Origin of the sequence: Fontibacillus phaseoli (assembly GCF_003337355.1) — a bacterium.
Lineage (GTDB): Bacteria > Bacillota > Bacilli > Paenibacillales > Paenibacillaceae > Fontibacillus > Fontibacillus phaseoli.
Map to the genome: position 1 here is coordinate 1 of NZ_QPJW01000023.1, position 15,609 is coordinate 15,609.

General features: G+C 52.1%; 12 protein-coding genes. All 12 read right to left on the reverse strand.

Features of this window, described 5'->3' with window-relative positions; translation table 11 throughout:
* Nucleotides 1-1,051 precede the first annotated feature (1,051 nt).
* Complete coding sequence (locus DFP94_RS24855; RefSeq protein ID WP_114499164.1) at nucleotides 1,052-1,288, reverse strand: glutaredoxin family protein; 237 nt, start codon at nucleotides 1,286-1,288, stop codon at nucleotides 1,052-1,054.
* Between the two features lie 23 nt (nucleotides 1,289-1,311).
* A complete protein-coding gene (trxB, locus tag DFP94_RS24860) occupies nucleotides 1,312-2,262 on the reverse strand; it encodes a thioredoxin-disulfide reductase (protein ID WP_114499165.1) in 951 nt (316 codons plus the stop codon).
* A 166-nt stretch (nucleotides 2,263-2,428) separates the two neighbouring features.
* Nucleotides 2,429-4,372: a heavy metal translocating P-type ATPase gene (locus DFP94_RS24865; protein WP_114499166.1), complete on the reverse strand. Its 1,944-nt coding sequence runs from the start codon at nucleotides 4,370-4,372 to the stop codon at nucleotides 2,429-2,431.
* Nucleotides 4,373-4,670: 298 nt separating this feature from the next.
* Nucleotides 4,671-5,963 carry a homocysteine synthase gene (locus tag DFP94_RS24870; RefSeq protein WP_114499167.1) on the reverse strand — a complete coding sequence of 431 codons (1,293 nt, stop codon included), beginning with the start codon at nucleotides 5,961-5,963 and terminating at the stop codon, nucleotides 4,671-4,673.
* Nucleotides 5,964-6,168: 205 nt separating this feature from the next.
* Nucleotides 6,169-8,094 (reverse strand): FAD-binding protein, encoded by a 1,926-nt coding sequence (locus tag DFP94_RS24875; protein ID WP_114499168.1) that lies wholly within the window; start codon nucleotides 8,092-8,094, stop codon nucleotides 6,169-6,171.
* A gap of 164 nt (nucleotides 8,095-8,258) precedes the next feature.
* A complete protein-coding gene (locus DFP94_RS24880) occupies nucleotides 8,259-9,068 on the reverse strand; it encodes a MerR family transcriptional regulator (RefSeq protein ID WP_114499169.1) in 810 nt (269 codons plus the stop codon).
* A 173-nt stretch (nucleotides 9,069-9,241) separates the two neighbouring features.
* Nucleotides 9,242-10,117 (reverse strand): ATP-binding cassette domain-containing protein, encoded by an 876-nt coding sequence (locus tag DFP94_RS24885; protein ID WP_114499170.1) that lies wholly within the window; start codon nucleotides 10,115-10,117, stop codon nucleotides 9,242-9,244.
* The gene (locus DFP94_RS24890; protein ID WP_114499171.1) at nucleotides 10,114-10,974 is read right to left on the reverse strand and encodes a hypothetical protein; all 861 of its coding nucleotides are present in this window, start codon (nucleotides 10,972-10,974) and stop codon (nucleotides 10,114-10,116) included. The genes DFP94_RS24885 and DFP94_RS24890 overlap by 4 nt, the downstream gene beginning before the upstream one ends.
* Nucleotides 10,958-11,578 carry an RNA polymerase sigma factor gene (locus DFP94_RS24895; RefSeq protein ID WP_114499172.1) on the reverse strand — a complete coding sequence of 207 codons (621 nt, stop codon included), beginning with the start codon at nucleotides 11,576-11,578 and terminating at the stop codon, nucleotides 10,958-10,960. Before DFP94_RS24895 ends, DFP94_RS24890 begins: the two co-directional genes overlap by 17 nt.
* A 36-nt stretch (nucleotides 11,579-11,614) precedes the next feature.
* Nucleotides 11,615-12,331, reverse strand: a complete 717-nt coding sequence (locus tag DFP94_RS24900; RefSeq protein WP_114499173.1) for a hypothetical protein — start codon at nucleotides 12,329-12,331, stop codon at nucleotides 11,615-11,617.
* Entirely contained in the window at nucleotides 12,315-14,489 is a 2,175-nt protein-coding gene (locus DFP94_RS24905; RefSeq protein WP_114499174.1) for an ABC transporter permease, read from the reverse strand. Before DFP94_RS24905 ends, DFP94_RS24900 begins: the two co-directional genes overlap by 17 nt.
* The gene (locus DFP94_RS24910) at nucleotides 14,482-15,372 is read right to left on the reverse strand and encodes an ABC transporter ATP-binding protein (RefSeq protein ID WP_114499175.1); all 891 of its coding nucleotides are present in this window, start codon (nucleotides 15,370-15,372) and stop codon (nucleotides 14,482-14,484) included. The genes DFP94_RS24905 and DFP94_RS24910 overlap by 8 nt, the downstream gene beginning before the upstream one ends.
* Nucleotides 15,373-15,609 lie beyond the last annotated feature (237 nt).

The window sequence follows — 15,609 nt, forward strand, 5'->3', positions numbered from 1 at the left end:
TGCTGTGCTGTACTCTCATATGGACTACCTCCAGCTAATTTTTATTGTATATTGTTTAGCCTGTAAGTGTCCAAGGTGATTAGGGGGCTTTATAGTGTGTTCCAGTTATTTCTCATAAAAAGCGTAAAACCGGAAAATTAGCTGTAGAAAATACAGTTATTGTAATGAGAAAGCGGATGGACATAACTGTATAGTGATGGGCGAGTTGCGAGTGTGTGATGTGCGATGTGCGCGATGTGCGCGATGTGCGCGATGTGTGTGATGTGTGTGATGTGTGTGATGTGTGGTGTGTGTGGTGTGTGCGATATGTGCGATGTGTGATGTGTGATGTGCGCGATGTTGCGATGTTGCGAGTGTGTGATGTGTGTGATATGTGTGATGTGCGCGATGTGTGTGATATGTGTGATGTGCGCGATGTGCGTGATGTGTGTGATGTGTGCGATGTGTGCGATGTGTGCGATGTGTGCGATGTGTGCGATGTGTGCGATGTGTGCGATGTGTGCGATGTGTGCGATGTGTGCGATGTGTGCAATGCGTGCGAGTGTGCGATGTTGCGATGTGTGTGGTGTGTGCGATGTGTGCGATGTGTGCGATGTGTGCGATGTGTGCGATGTGTGCGATGTGTGCGATGTGTGCGATGTGCGCGATGTTGCGATGTGTGTGATGTGCGTGATGTGTGTGATGTGTGTGATGAACCTTGTTGGAATATACTGTTGTGTTTTGTGCATCTCTGTAATGTACTACGCCGAAAGTTCTCTGGCGGCTGATATGTACTTCAATATCCCATATGTAAAAGAACCTCCCATGAACGTTATAAAGTGTTTGCTTGTGTTATCACAATGTGCCCGGGCCTTTCAGTAGCTTAATTTACTGTGCTGCAACGTGCTTTATGTAGTGACTTTATTTGCGCTGCGCAGAAGCCAAAGATGAGCCTCGTCAGCTAAATCTCATACTTATAGCTAAAAAGGCCCCGCCAACGGCAAGGGCGAGGTCTTTTAATTTTTGTATTGGACTTAAATAGTTCAATTCCAAGGCAGAACTGTAAAAGTGCCTAAGCTTGTTCGGCAAGCGCCTTTTCAAACTGGATTTTGTTCATACCGAGAATGCGGTGTTCCCCGATCAGGGTCACCGGTACTGCACGCATGCCCATGTCCCATACCTGTTGGGCAAATTCGTCATTTTGCTCAATGTTGCGTTCTTCATAAGATACGCCCTTCTCGCCCAAAAAACTTTTGACTTGACGGCAGTGTGGGCAGTTCGTGCTTGTATATACGATAACATTTTCCATAATGCTGTAATTCTCCCTTCGGTTTAGTTGACGGCGGCTGCCGCAGATTGGTGTTCCAGACTTTCAATATATTTCTCGCAATCGATCGCAGCCATGCATCCGCTGCCCGCAGCGGTGATAGCCTGGCGATAGCGCGTATCCTGAACGTCTCCGCAAGCGAATACGCCCGGTACGTTTGTTTCCGATGTTCCCGGTTTCACTACGATATACCCGTTTTCATCGGTATCGATTTGACCGCCGAGGAAGCCTGTGTTCGGATGATGGCCGATGGCGACGAATACGCCGGAAGCCGTAATGATTTCTTCTTCGCCCGTTTCGTTGTTGCGAACCTTCAAACCCGTCACGCCGATCTCGTTGGTCACTACTTCAAGCGGCGTGCGGTTCAACGCCCATTCCACTTTTTCGTTCCCGCGCACGCGATCCTGCATGATCTTGGAAGCGCGCAATTCCTCGCGACGGTGCACCAGCGTTACTTTAGACGCAAAACGTGTCAGGAAGTTCGCTTCTTCCAAAGCGGAGTCACCGCCGCCAACGACGATAATCTCTTTGCCGCGGAAAAAGAACCCGTCGCAGGTGGCGCAAGTGCTTACGCCGCGACCTACGTTATCGGTTTCTCCCGGAATCCCGAGGTACTTAGCGGTAGCGCCCGTAGACAATACGATAGTGTCACTCACCAGTTCACCGAGGCCTTCCACCTGAAGCTTGAACGGACGGGAGCTCATATCCACACTGTTCACCCAGCCGGTGCGGAATTCCGCCCCGAAACGTTCAGCTTGCTGACGCATATTATCCATCAATTCCGGTCCCATGATTCCTTCCGGGAAGCCCGGGAAGTTTTCCACTTCCGTAGTAGTCGTAAGTTGGCCGCCCGGTTGTGGACCTTCGATCACAAGGGGCTTAAGATTAGCCCGCGCCAAATAAATTGCGGCGGTTAATCCCGCCGGACCCGTACCGATAATAATTGCATTATACATATATAGCATCCTCCTTTAAGGCAGTTACGAATAAATAGATTATGAGATTAATTATGTGGAATCCGCGGTATACTGTCAACAATCGTACCGGAAGGGTTCGGTGAAGTTTAAATGAAGGAATGATGAATTATCGGAACTTCAAATTATGAAAGCTTATGCCAACTAGCTACCGAAGCAAGCGCAGACCGTTCAAAATAACTAAAATCGTACTGCCCTCATGACCGACAACCCCGAGTGGAAGCGGGATGTCCTGAATAAAGTTGCCGGTAATCAGCAGCATGATCATCAGTCCGGCCAAAACCAGGTTCTGCTTCACGATTCTTCTGGCCCGGATCGCCAACTGAATCGTTTCGGCGACAGCTTCCAGATGATCATTCATCAGTACGACGTCGGCCACCTCCAGCGCCGCGCCGCTCCCCCCGCCTCCCATGGCGATACCCACGGTGGCCGCTGCCAATGCCGGAGCGTCATTGACGCCGTCCCCTACCATAACCGCATGGCCGAACCGGCTCCGCAGTTCGCCGACATGCCGCACTTTATCCTCCGGAAGCAAATCCCCGTAAATCATGTCGATGTCCGCTTCTTTCCCGACCGCTTGAGCTGTTTCTCCGCGGTCTCCAGTCAACAGGGCTGTGGCGATACCCAGTTTATGAAGCTGACGGACCGCCCGCTTGGCTTCCGGTCTTACCTGGTCCCGGAGCGCAAGTACGCCTGCATAATGGCCTTCGCATCGGATGACGGACACCGTATTTCCCTCACTGGCAAGCCGCTGTATGCTTTCCCGTAGCGAACCCGGAAGCTCCGGATCGTTTCCGTCCGCTTTGCCGATTCTCCATGCCGCTCCGCCGACCCGGGCTTCAATGCCCCAGCCGGTCAGAGCCTTCAATTCTTCCGCAACCTCCAGCTCAAGCCCCTCGTCTTCCGCCTTATGCACAATCGCCCGAGCCAGCGGATGCTGGGATAGCCGCTCGGCCGATGCGCAGGCCGCAAGCACTTGATCGCGGTCATAGCCGGACGTCACAACTAGTTCCGTCACGACGGGAGTACCCGAAGTCAGCGTTCCGGTCTTGTCGAAGGCGACGACCTTGACGCCCGCCAACAAATCAACATACGACGCTCCCTTGAAAAGCACGCCCTTCCTCGCGCTCTTGGACATCGCGGACAGCATGGCCGGCATAACGGAAGAAACCAGGGCACACGGGGAAGCCACAACAAGAAAGACCATCGCCTTATAAAAAGTCAGAGGCCAGGACCAGCCCAGCAGAAGCGGCGCCAGCACGAGCAGAGCCGCCGTAACCGCTACGACGCCTTTGGCGTAATGGCCTTCAAGCCGCTTAATGAAGCGCTGCGTTTGGGGGACCTCATTCTCGGCTTGTTCCACCAGCGCGATAATTTTGGCAAACAGCGTCCCTTCGGCCGGACGGCTGACTTCCACATACAACGCGCCCTCCCCGTTCAATGTCCCCGCATACACCTCATCCCCGGCTAATTTATCCACCGGGATGGACTCCCCGGTAATCGCCGCCTGATTGACCGCCGATCCGCCGTTTTGGACCACTCCGTCTGCCGGGATGATCTCTCCCGGTTTCACAAGCACCAGGTCGCCAACCGCCAACTCCTCCACGCTGACGGTTCTCATTCCGCCATCATCCACCTTCAACGCCTTCTCCGGCTTAAGGGCAATTAACGCGGAAATATCCTTCCGGCTGCGCTCGCTCGCGAACGACTCCAGCGCTCCGCTGAGCGCAAAAATAAAAATCAGCATCGCTCCTTCATTCCAGTAACCGATAGAGGCCGCTCCAAGCGCCGCCGCAATCATTAGCAGATTGACATCGAGATCCCTTTCACGGATCAGCGTTTTGAGCCCTTCCCGAGCCTTATCGAACCCCCCCAGCCCATACGCCGCAATATACAAAATGACGGATAGTAATCGGGACCATTCCCCCGCTCCCCATCCGGCCACCATAAGCACGCCGCTGCCGAGGGCGAACAGCATTTCGCGGTGGCGAAGCAGCCGAAGGAATGTATTCCTCCGGCCCCGCCCCGGCTGGGGCTGATGAGAACTTTTTTGAGAAACCGATAACGGTTTGTGGATCGCTTTGGCTTGCATATCTGATTCCTCCCTTTGAGAATGAATACCATTGTTAATCCCCTAAAAATGGCACATGCTGCTCCGGGATTCATCCCGAAGCAGCATGTAATTGAGAACGATAATCATTTTTGTACTTGCACAATAAAATTGCATTAGAGAAACTTTTCTTTATTTTAAACTTTTTCTATCCGTATGTAAAGACGCCGCCCACCCAAAATAACACGGAATGGATGGATACAATCAATTGCCGCGTTAAGCATGAAAAAGCCTCCATTCGAACTGTTCCGAATGAAGGCTTTGCAGTAAAAACCGATTATCAGATCTGGCTTGCCGCGATGGCCTGCTCCAGATCGTAAATAATGTCGTTGATGGACTCGGTGCCGATCGATAACCGGATCAGCTCAGGATTGACGCCCGCCGCAAATTGCTCCTCTTCCGACAGTTGCTGATGCGTCGTGCTGGCCGGATGGATGATCAGCGACTTGGAGTCTCCGACATTGGCCAAGTGCGAGAACAATTTGACGTTCTCAATGAGCTTACGGCCGGCTTCGAGGCCGCCTTTGATTCCGAACGTCAGGATCGCCCCCTGGCCTTTCGGCAAATATTTCTTGGCCAGTTCGTAAGATTCGTGGCTTGGAAGGCCTGCGTAGCTGACCCACTCCACTTTATCATGCCCTTCCAGGTATTGCGCGACTTTGAGCGCATTCTGGCTGTGGCGCTCGACTCGGAGATGCAGCGTCTCCAGGCCTTGGAGCAGCAGCCAGGCGTTAAACGGCGACAAGGCCGCTCCCAAATCGCGCTGGAGTTGGACCCGGGCCTTGATAATATAAGCCAGCGGCCCTACGGCATCGGTATAGACCACGCCGTTATAGCTTGGGTCCGGCTGTATCAGGCCCGGGAATTTATCGTTCGCCTTCCAGTCGAATTTACCGCTGTCGACGATGACGCCGCCGATTGACGTTCCGTGTCCGCCGATAAATTTGGTCGCCGAGTGTACGACGATATCCGCTCCGAAGTCGATCGGGCGAAGCAAATACGGGCTCGGAAACGTGTTGTCGACGATAAGCGGAACCCCATTTTCGTGCGCTATGGCTGCGACGGCTTCGATATCAAGCACATCGCCTTTCGGATTGCCTATCGTCTCCGCGTAGAGCGCCTTCGTTTTGTCGGTAATCGCCGCCCGGAAATTTTCCGGATCGGAAGCGTCCACAAATTTCACCTTAATGCCGAGCTTTGCCAAAGTGTTAGCAAACAAATTATATGTACCGCCATACAAGGTGGAAGAGGATACGATTTCGTCCCCGGCCCCGGCGATATTCAAAATGGAGAAGGTAATCGCCGCCTGCCCCGAAGCCGTCGACAGGGCACCTACACCCCCTTCAAGCGCAGCGACGCGTTTTTCGAACACATCGTTGGTCGGGTTCATGATGCGGGAATAAATGTTGCCGAATTCCTTGAGGCCGAACAAATTGGCAGCGTGCTCCGTATCGCGGAAACCGTAGGAAGTCGTTTGGTACAGGGGCACCGCGCGGGAATAAGTGGTCGGATCGATTTCCTGCCCCGCATGAACCGCAAGGGTCTCTGGCGCGAATTGACGTTCTTCAGACATGGGTAATTCCTCCTTTAAATTCGGTATAAATGAAATAAGTTCATATTTTTAACTATTCTCTCACATAAATGGTCTTTTGAAAATAGAATTCCGATAAAAAACATAAGAATAATTATATTTATCTAAATAATAAAGCAGCACCGGAGTTTAAGCATCATTTCTCCGGTGCTGCCGATACTGTTTTTGAAAATTTGCATTTACCGCTTTATTTGCCTAATGCCCTCGCAGCCGCGCTTTCGCCTCCCAAACGTCCGGAAGTAAATGAATAGCCGAGTCCCACCCCGTTGCCGACATAAGTATCGTTATACATTACGCCTTCGGATTCAAGCCCAACCGCATACAAACCCTTCACCGGCACGCGCTGATCATTTAGCACCTGGAACTTGGTGTTGACGACAAGTCCGCCAACCGATCCCAGATTGTTGATTTCCGCGATGATTGCGTAATAATGTCCTTCCGTCCCCATGGGCTGGAGGTATTCTTTCGGTTTGCCGAATTCCGTATCCACGCCGGTAACCGTAGCATCCATGTAACTATTGTAAGTTTCCTTGAAAACATCGACATCCATACCCGCATTTTTAGCCAGTTCTTCTATCGTCTCTCCCTTGAACCCGTCCCCGTTTTTCACCATCGACTCAAATACTTGCTCCGCCTTGGCCCATGGAGTATCAAGGGTGAATTCGTCCTTAAATTCCGCATAAAATTCAGGCGGCATTCCCGGAAGCTGCGGTGCTTTTACGCCTTTCATCCCTTGCGACGTCAAGGCATCCAACTGGGATTTCGACACGATTACCATATGGTAAGGTCCGTTGAAGGCACTGGTATTGGCTGCCGCCACCGAGGTTAAAGTCGCCGTTTCATCCCGGAATCTCGCTCCCGAAGGACCGACGTTCATAAAATTCGGAAGATAGGACAGCATGAGCGGATAGCTGGCCTCGAAGGAGGAATATTCCTTCTTCAGGCTGCTTGTCGCTCTAGCCAAAGTCTGATGCAGCATCTGTCCCCCGAAGTTGTCAGGAACCTTGGCTCCGGCGGCCCAGGCCATCTTCAGCCCTTCGCCCACGTTTTGGCCCAGACCTCCGTTGACGCCTTCAAAACCGAAGCTTTCTTTGACCATTTCTTTGTTGCCCGCATAGCCGCCAGTCGCCATCACGACACTTTTTGCCGAGATTTCAAGGATCGTTCCATCCGATTTCTCGGCAATGACACCACTTACTTCTCCGCCAGCTCCGCTGATCAGTTCCTTCGCGGTCGTCTCCGTAATAACCTGTCCACCATGCTGTTCCACGGATTCCGACAGCATCTTGCGCAGGAGCTCCTCCCGGGTTTCATACGCAGGCAGCATGTGGAGCTGTTCGCCGCCGAAATTCAGGAATGTGGTGTTGTACCCTTTATCTTTAAGCCAATCGAAAGTCTCTCCGGATTTGGTGACGTACTGCCTGATCGCCGCCGCATCCACTCTCCAGTGATTGTTAACGATCCAATCAGCGATCTCTTGTTCCACATTGACTTTCAACCCGTTTTCCACCGCTGCGGAAGAGTTATAGAACTTTCCCGCCCAGGACAGGTTGCTTGCTCCGCCAATGACTCCCGTTTTCTCGATGATGATGACCTTGGCGCCTTTATCCGCTGCTGTGACGGCCGCCGATACGCCGGAAGCCCCGGCACCTATGACAACAACGTCGGTCGTAAGCTTCTCCGTTTTCCCCTCTCCCGGTTTTTTAACCGTCCCGGATTTAAGGGCCTCCAAATTTCCGCCTGCTTGTTTTACCGCGTCTTCTACCGCGGCTATCATCGCCTGGCTGGACAAGCTCGCACCGCTGATCGTATCGACGGTCAACGTTTGGCCTTCAAGAATCCGCGCCTTGATTTGCTCAATGGCCTCATCACCCTGCCCCTCCGTTTCCGACTGGCTAATAACGTCAATATCCTTGATTTGATCGGCCTGCTCCATCGTGACTTCGACCTTGACGACGCCGTCCTTTCCCTCCGCTTGACCGGTGTACTTGCCCGCTTTGAATGAGGATGCCTGATTCCCGTTTTCTCCTTGGCATCCGCCCAGCAGAGCTGCGACCAATACAAAACAGAGGCTGATCATGAGCATGCCGTTGAATGTTTTTTTCGTGTACATAGTTCCTTCTCCCTCGGGTGTAATATTATAGCCGATACTTGTGATTAATTTCACTTTTTAAGCAACTTCAATCACGCCAGACCGTCAGGCTATACCCGAAGTTTAAACCTTGGTACGACACCAAGGTCAATAGATGGAGATGCTTGCTCATAATTGCCAATGCCTTACACGGAAATATCCACCTCAAGATACGACCACGTCTGGCCGTCCCTCTTCTCATTCAGCAGGATCCTGCCGACGATATCGCCCTGAATGGCGTACCCGTTGGCTTGAAGATCATCGAACATAAACTGCAAAGTCCGCTTCGTGATATTTTCCCTGTGCGAGACCTTGATAACAGCGGAAATACAATCTGCAGGAGCCATATATTCCACTTGGCTATCGATTTCGACTTCCAGTCTTTGTGCATCCTCGACCGTCAACGTAAGCCCCCAACTGTAATCCCACGTATTTTTCTCTTCCGTGGCCAGTTCGCCCTTCTCGATCCGGAAGCAATAGAAAACAAACGGAAGCCATTCCATCCAAGTGTTAACGATTCCCTTTAAATCGTCATTTTTCAACAAGCGGTTCTTTTGCGTCTGCTTCAACCGGTAAAGCCCCGGTCTTTTCTTATATATGCATTGATATAATGAGGCTTCCAGCATTTCCAGTTCCCGGTGAAGCTCCTTCATTTTATTCAGCAGCATCGTATTTTTCCTGATTTCCATGTCTAAATTTTCGCAGCTTGTCCCCATTTTCTCCGCTATACCTTCCGGCGAGGACTGCTTCATGAGTTCGGCCACTTCTTGCAGCGGTATATGCATGCTCCGGTACCAGCGGCTCATCAGCAAATCCCTGGCATCCAGATCATTGAAATATCTGTAGCTGTTCAGATCGTCTTTGACCGGCTTAACGATATCGTGTTTTTCGTAAAGCCGCAGCGTATCCCGCGTAATCCCCAGAATCGACGAGAATTCTCCTATGCAATATTTCATTCCTGCTCCTCCTGACTGATCATTAGGCTAACCGTTACCACCCATCATACAGGAGCCTCGAAGCGGGACCTATAACCCTGTTCACACCCCCCTTTGCTAAAAGGCAAAAAAAAAGAGCGTCCGGCATAACGCCAAGCGCCAAATTCGATTAAAAATGGGTAATCTCAGGTTCTTTACTTACCCCTAAATTCTATATTTTCCAGTGACCGGCCGCGTTGGCGAACGAAGTAGGCGTCCTCCATACCCGGCTCCGCTTCGATTAATCCAGGGAAAGGCCGATCTTTTCCCACCAGACGAACATACATGCCTTCAGGTACTTCGCGAAAAAGAAGCAAATTACGTTCGATGACGGCACCGAAATTTTCCTGGGAAATGACGCCCTCCCATACCTTCAGAGGCAAATCGGACGTCCACAACTCTCTCTCCCCCTCAAAACGAACCCGACCCTGATCAAGCCAGAGGATATGATCGGCCGCCGCCTCCCATTCATTCAGCTCGTGGACGGCTGCCAATATGGTTTTCCCCACCGCATAGCGCGATAGATAAGCAATCGCCAATTTGCGTTCAGCGGAATCCATCGCATTCAGCGGCTCATCCAGAAACAGAAAGTAAGGGGCTGCGAGCAAGGACTGTACGATCGCGATCCGTCGCCGGACCCCAAGGGAGAGCGACTTGATTTTTACATTCCGGCTAGCCTCCAGCCGGAAATCCCGCAGCAAACCTTCAATGCGTTCCAGCCGGTATACGCCTTTCAGTTCCGCCAGGTAAACGAGCAGTTTATATACCGTCATCTCCTCGTACAGCTCAATCTCCGCCGGAACATACCCGATTTGACTGCGCAGGAGCGGCAAATCTTCGGCCGCGGACCGCTGGTGGTAAAGAATGCTGCCCCGGCGCGGCATTTGGAGCGTGGCGAGCAGCTCCAGCAGCGTCGTTTTGCCCGCCCCGTTAGAGCCGACCAGGAGCGTCAGCCCGCGATGAATGCGGAGCCGCCCTATCTGCAGCGTAAATCCGCCAAGCGGCTGATGCACATTTTCAAGCACGATCATACTCCGTCTCCTCCACCTAATCCATCATTGATTTGCAGATGGCGGCTGCGGTAATAAGAGCGGAGCATCAGTAAAGTTCCGGCAAGCAGCATAATCCCATCCACCATCGTTCTGGATGACGCTGTCCATCCTTGCAAACGGGATTGATCCTCAATCACGAACCACAGCGCATAAACTACGGAGGCTGCAACACAGGCCAGAGTCATTCCTTTACGGAACAACACATACATGGCCGCTCCCGCCGTGAACATTGAAATGCCGAGCCATTGCAGCAGAAAAGGAATAAACGGCATGGATACCTCTCCCACCGCCGTTACCCTGAGACCGACGATCACGGAGCTGAGCAGAGCCCAACTGACCACAAGACCAATCACCATCAGCATCCGGCTGTAAATCACCAGTGCCGGAGGATACGGCGTGATGCTCTCCACCGCCCGCATGCCGCGATCCCAGGAACGGTAGCTGAATAACATGGACCCAACGAGCATTAGCGGCGTAATGACCGGAAACAATCCGCTGGGAATGGCCTCTCCCAACAGAAAAGTTCTGAACGGCCTTTTCGGGTCGACCAGCAGAATCAGCATCAAAAATATAGCAGAGCCCGCCAGAATGAGCGATTTCCGGTTTACCCGGAACTGGCTCCAAAGCAGCTTGCGCAAGGACGGAGCCTCGACCTGCGGGTTGAAGTCAAGCGTAGGCGTGACGGCAACGGCTTTAAGCGCCTCAAATTCAGGTTGCAGCGCCACAATCAGCGCCGCGGTTTCCGACGGGGACGGTGGTGGAAGTACCGCCTGACGCAGCGGTTCGCGCAATTCCCGTTCCAATTGCTCCAATTCTTTATCAATGGAGGGGTTCATGGGATGACACCTCGCTTTCCTGTTTATCCTTTAATCTTGTTCCGAACCTGGGAGGAGAAAAATCCGACGATTTCATCAAAACCCGCTTCAGTTTTCGCAGCGCCCCGTATAAATGGGATTTTACCGAACTCAACGGCAGATCCATCAGTTCGGCGATCTCTTGCAGCTTCAATTCATGAAAGAAACGCATGCGGACCACGTCCTGTTGCACTTCGGGCAGCCAGGCGAGGGACTCAGCGATCTGTTCCACCGCTTCCTGCCGCTCCAGAAGCTCTTCCGCTCCGGGGGAGGGGTCGGCGTCCTCCGGCATTTCATCCGCTGCCGCATGTTCGGAGCGGTAAGAAGCACTCCGCCAATAATCCCGGCACAAGTTGAGCGCCACCTTGTACAGCCAGGGGCGGAGTTGCTCAAGCCCGCCGTGCCTTTCCATGTGCCGGATAAGCCGGATGAAGGTCTCTTGCACGAGATCCTCCGCTTTTGCGCGGTCACCGAGCTGCTGCGTAATATAGCTTAACAGCGGCCCGTGATACCGGGTGACTAACAGTTCAAAAGCTTCCTGCTCTCCCTGGGCCATGCGCTCCGCCAATTGTTGATCGGAAATCAATTCCGTTCCCCCTCTCCCAACTACTTCAGTTCAAAGTTATTCTTCTTCCTCGACAATCCAGCGTTCCCGTTTCCCGATAAGCCAAACGGCTGCAGCCAGCAGCGCAGCGGCGGCCAGAATCATCATGACCCGGTTTGCTGTGAAAGATGCTTTCTCCGGTAGAAAAGTGCTATACAGCGTCCATCCGGACAACCAGTTCCCGCCGCTGATCGTATCAACTACCCAAAGGGTAAACCCCAAAGCCAGTCCCCCATAGGTTTTACGGAATACAACCATACCGACCATGGTTATGGAGGCGAGCAGCATGTACGCAGGCATCGTTTGGAGCAATAGCGGGAAGATTCCCGTCCCTTTTTTTACGGCCTCGCCCCCGCCCCATGAATGCATGATCGTGGAAATTTGCCCGAACTTCAACAGATAAACGGCCATCCACCCTATGCTTAGTAAAGATGCGTATAGCAGCGTTAACACCCATTTGCGTACGGCGATCAACCGGAGAGAAACGGGGTACGTGGCGATCATCTCCATGCTCCCTCCCCCGATTTCGCGCTGGAATAACAGCAGCATAAGCATAATGACGATCGGGTACATCCCCATTTCCGAATAATAATAAACGGTCCGCGGCTTATCGCCGACCACAATGCTAATCAGATAGAGGATAAAAATAAACAGCATCAAAGCCGTCACCGGCTGCTTATGAATCTTAAGATCGAAGATATATCCGCGCCGGAACTGCTCAATTGCCGTTTTCATCGCCCATCACCCTCTTCCATTCCTGTTCCCATTCCGAATACGGGATTTTGTTATCGGCAACCGCGGGCTCCATTTTCGGGTGCGGCACTTCAATTCCTTTGGCGTAAAAATAATTCAAAACCTCTTTGACTTGTTTATACTTGCCTTCATCCAACGCTTGCGCAACCTGCTTTACCATTCGCACCCCTACGCGATCCGGATCGGTCTCCGTATTACTCGCGTACAGTTCCTGAATCAAGTAACTATTTCCTGACCCTTCCCAAATTTCTTCGTCGCTGTAGCCTTCCGCTTCCCGGGTATACAGGTACCACATCAATCCCCGGATTTGCAGCCGGACATCCTCACTCATATTATCGATTAAATAATCGCCTCTGCGGCTTCCCAGAAGCATCTCATTCATTAATATTTTCGAAGCATAATCCGTGTCAAAAACGTAGTTCATCACATATGTCTGATTCTCTACGCTATATTGCACGTAATTTTCATTTGGAAGGAACAGCACCTGCTCGAGATGGGGCTTAAAAGGATGTATCCATCCTGAAAAATAATCGTAAATTTGCTCCCACTGTTTGAGAATGTCCTCCCCAAGCTTGGCGTTATAAGGAGTCGTTACTGCTTTACCCGGAAAATCCGCTGATTTCAGCTCCAAAAACTCCCCGCCGAACAACGTGAGACCTTCGCTCACTTGACCTTCGAAGACCTGATTGCCTTGTTCGCGTCCGACTTCCGTCAAGCTCGTATACAAAGGCCGCTCAAATCCGGCCAGACTCAATTTGAAATGGGCCGAATAAGGAGCATGAGACACAAATACCGAGCCCAGTTGAATGCCGGAACCATCCATTTCCTTCACGTAAATCGGTTGGTGTCCCGCCAGCGGATACCAACCGATATAGCCGGGGAGAAATACGCTGTCGCCTTTGGCGAAAGCATAAAACGAGCCTTGACCTTGGAATCCCGGTGCGAAATCCATCATGGTTCCCTCATAGGAAACCTCAACCTGCATCAGACCTTCCGTAAGGGGAGGAAGCTTGATATTCAGTTGATCCCCCTGGCGCGAAAAGGATGCCGTGCTTGCACCTATTTTGATTTGTTGCACGTTAAAGCTGCGGTTCAACGTCAACTTCAATTCCTCATTATCCTCCAGTCCTTCGCCGGGAATCGTCAGTTTTGCCGCAATCCGCAGCCTGTCCCGGTTCTCCATTTCAACTTGGAGGTCGTAATCCGTGATCTTAAACAGATCTGATGAAGAATTCCATTCCGGCCGTTCATCCATGCTTGTCAGGGTTGAGTCGGCAAGCTTGGCGTAATATCCCTCATACCGTTGCTGCCAGATTTGGCCGTAAGGCAAGAATGCCAGTGCAGCCAGTACCACCGCAAATGCGCTGACACTCCAGACCGCCAGTTTGTGCTTAGTCGGGCGAATCCGGTTTAACACCGTAACTCCGGCAACGAGAAGCAATAGGGCAAATGAAGCTACAAACAGGCGGGAATAGAACAGTTCATCCGCAATAATGCGGATACTCCATGTATCATTAGGTTGACTTGTCATCAGGAAAAAGCGGCTCAAATGAAAAGTCTGCAGCGGATAAAGCCTCGCTTTGTCAATCAAAAAAATATCCATGAAAAACGTTCCGAACATCCATGCGCAGAACCCGATTAAATAGACAACCCGGTTGGGAATACTGATCGCCAGTAGCATCGCCAAAGCCAGCGTTACAATATAGGAAACTTCGTACGTCCCGATGAAATAAAGCGTATAATCCCTCGTAATTTCCGGTGCTATCCCCTGCTGTGACGAAAACCAGGCAAACACCGCCCCGGCGATCAGGGTGAAAATCGAAAAATAGATCAACCCCGCCAGATACTTGGCCGACACCTTCGTGGCGTAAGGAACCGGCAGCACCGAACTCCACTCATAAGAGGAACGGCGGATATCCCTGCGCACCGTCAATATGCCGATAAACATCACGAGTCCCAACGTCATCGTTTGGACGAAAGCATGAAACCCATAGGCTTCTTTAAACAAATTTACTTGGGGTTCTAAACCGCCGATAATCCACACATTCATCACCGCAAATGCCAACGGCAGAGCCAACAACCACAGGTTACGAAAAATCATGTCCAGTTCAAAACGGAACTGGCGGAGCCATTTACTCATAGCCGAAAACACCATCCCTCTGGCTCGTCCGCAGCAGAGCGAGGTATCCGTCCTCCAAAGTCGGGCGAACCAATACGCCGTCGGATCCGGACGGAGGTGCCTCGCCGATCACCCGGCACAGCAGCCCCTGCTCGCTCCGGCGCGTGGATACTACGGACATCGGGTCCAACTTGGCGAACTGCTCCTCGCTGACGATGCCTTCCCACACTTTGCCGCGTCCGAAATCCTGCAGTTCGGCCAAATCGCCGGACATTCTGACCCGGCCCCGGTCCAGCACGGCGAGTTGCCGGCAGTTGCTCTCAATGTCCGCCACGATATGGGTGGACAAAAGCACGATCCGGCCCAGGCTGAACCGGGTCAGCAAGTTGCGGAAGCGGACGCGCTCTTCCGGATCTAGGCCAGCCGTCGGTTCGTCGACGATCAGCACCTGCGGAGATCCCAGCAGGGCCTGAGCGATGCCAAGGCGGCGCTTCATTCCCCCGGAATAAGTCCGGACCCGTTTACCTGCTTTATCCTGCAGATTGACCTCTTCCAGCAGACGGTCGATTTCCGTTTTGCGCCGCTTCCGGTCGTTCATGCCCTTCATTGCGCCCACGTAATCCAGATACTCGGCACCCGTCAGTTGAGGATACACCTGGAACTGCTGCGGCAAATAGCCGATCATGCCCCGGATGTCCTCAGCTTTGCTAAGAGGAATCCCGTTGATCGTTGCTTCGCCCGCCGTAGGCGGTACCAAGGTAGCCAGGATACGCATTAACGATGATTTGCCGGCCCCGTTGGGTCCGAGCAAGCCGACCATGCCTTCATTCAACGTCAGGTTAACATCATTAAGCGCCCATCCCCCACGCCGGTACTTTTTGGACAAATGGTTGATTTCTATCATAAAATATCCTCATTCCAAGACTGTATTCGATAACCCGCGCGGTTACTATCTGTATATGTAACGGAGGGTATGGGAAAAAAGTTATTGCCTGTTTCTAGTAAAAGTAAAAATGCCCGTAGATGCCCCCCGCATCCCTCATGCCGGGTCAGATTAACTGGATTTTATCCAGCTAATTTTGCCCATCTGTCCCCGTTTTCCAACAATAGCCGGAAAACCTCCAGCTATTTTCGCTGTTTA

Coding starts and splice junctions, on each gene's coding strand:
- DFP94_RS24855 (WP_114499164.1), bottom strand. CDS start 1,288: ATGGAAAATGTTATCGTATATACAAGCACGAACTGCCCACACTGCCGT.
- trxB (WP_114499165.1), bottom strand. CDS start 2,262: ATGTATAATGCAATTATTATCGGTACGGGTCCGGCGGGATTAACCGCC.
- DFP94_RS24865 (WP_114499166.1), bottom strand. CDS start 4,372: ATGCAAGCCAAAGCGATCCACAAACCGTTATCGGTTTCTCAAAAAAGT.
- DFP94_RS24870 (WP_114499167.1), bottom strand. CDS start 5,963: ATGTCTGAAGAACGTCAATTCGCGCCAGAGACCCTTGCGGTTCATGCG.
- DFP94_RS24875 (WP_114499168.1), bottom strand. CDS start 8,094: ATGTACACGAAAAAAACATTCAACGGCATGCTCATGATCAGCCTCTGT.
- DFP94_RS24880 (WP_114499169.1), bottom strand. CDS start 9,068: ATGAAATATTGCATAGGAGAATTCTCGTCGATTCTGGGGATTACGCGG.
- DFP94_RS24885 (WP_114499170.1), bottom strand. CDS start 10,117: ATGATCGTGCTTGAAAATGTGCATCAGCCGCTTGGCGGATTTACGCTG.
- DFP94_RS24890 (WP_114499171.1), bottom strand. CDS start 10,974: ATGAACCCCTCCATTGATAAAGAATTGGAGCAATTGGAACGGGAATTG.
- DFP94_RS24900 (WP_114499173.1), bottom strand. CDS start 12,331: ATGAAAACGGCAATTGAGCAGTTCCGGCGCGGATATATCTTCGATCTT.
- DFP94_RS24905 (WP_114499174.1), bottom strand. CDS start 14,489: ATGAGTAAATGGCTCCGCCAGTTCCGTTTTGAACTGGACATGATTTTT.
- DFP94_RS24910 (WP_114499175.1), bottom strand. CDS start 15,372: ATGATAGAAATCAACCATTTGTCCAAAAAGTACCGGCGTGGGGGATGG.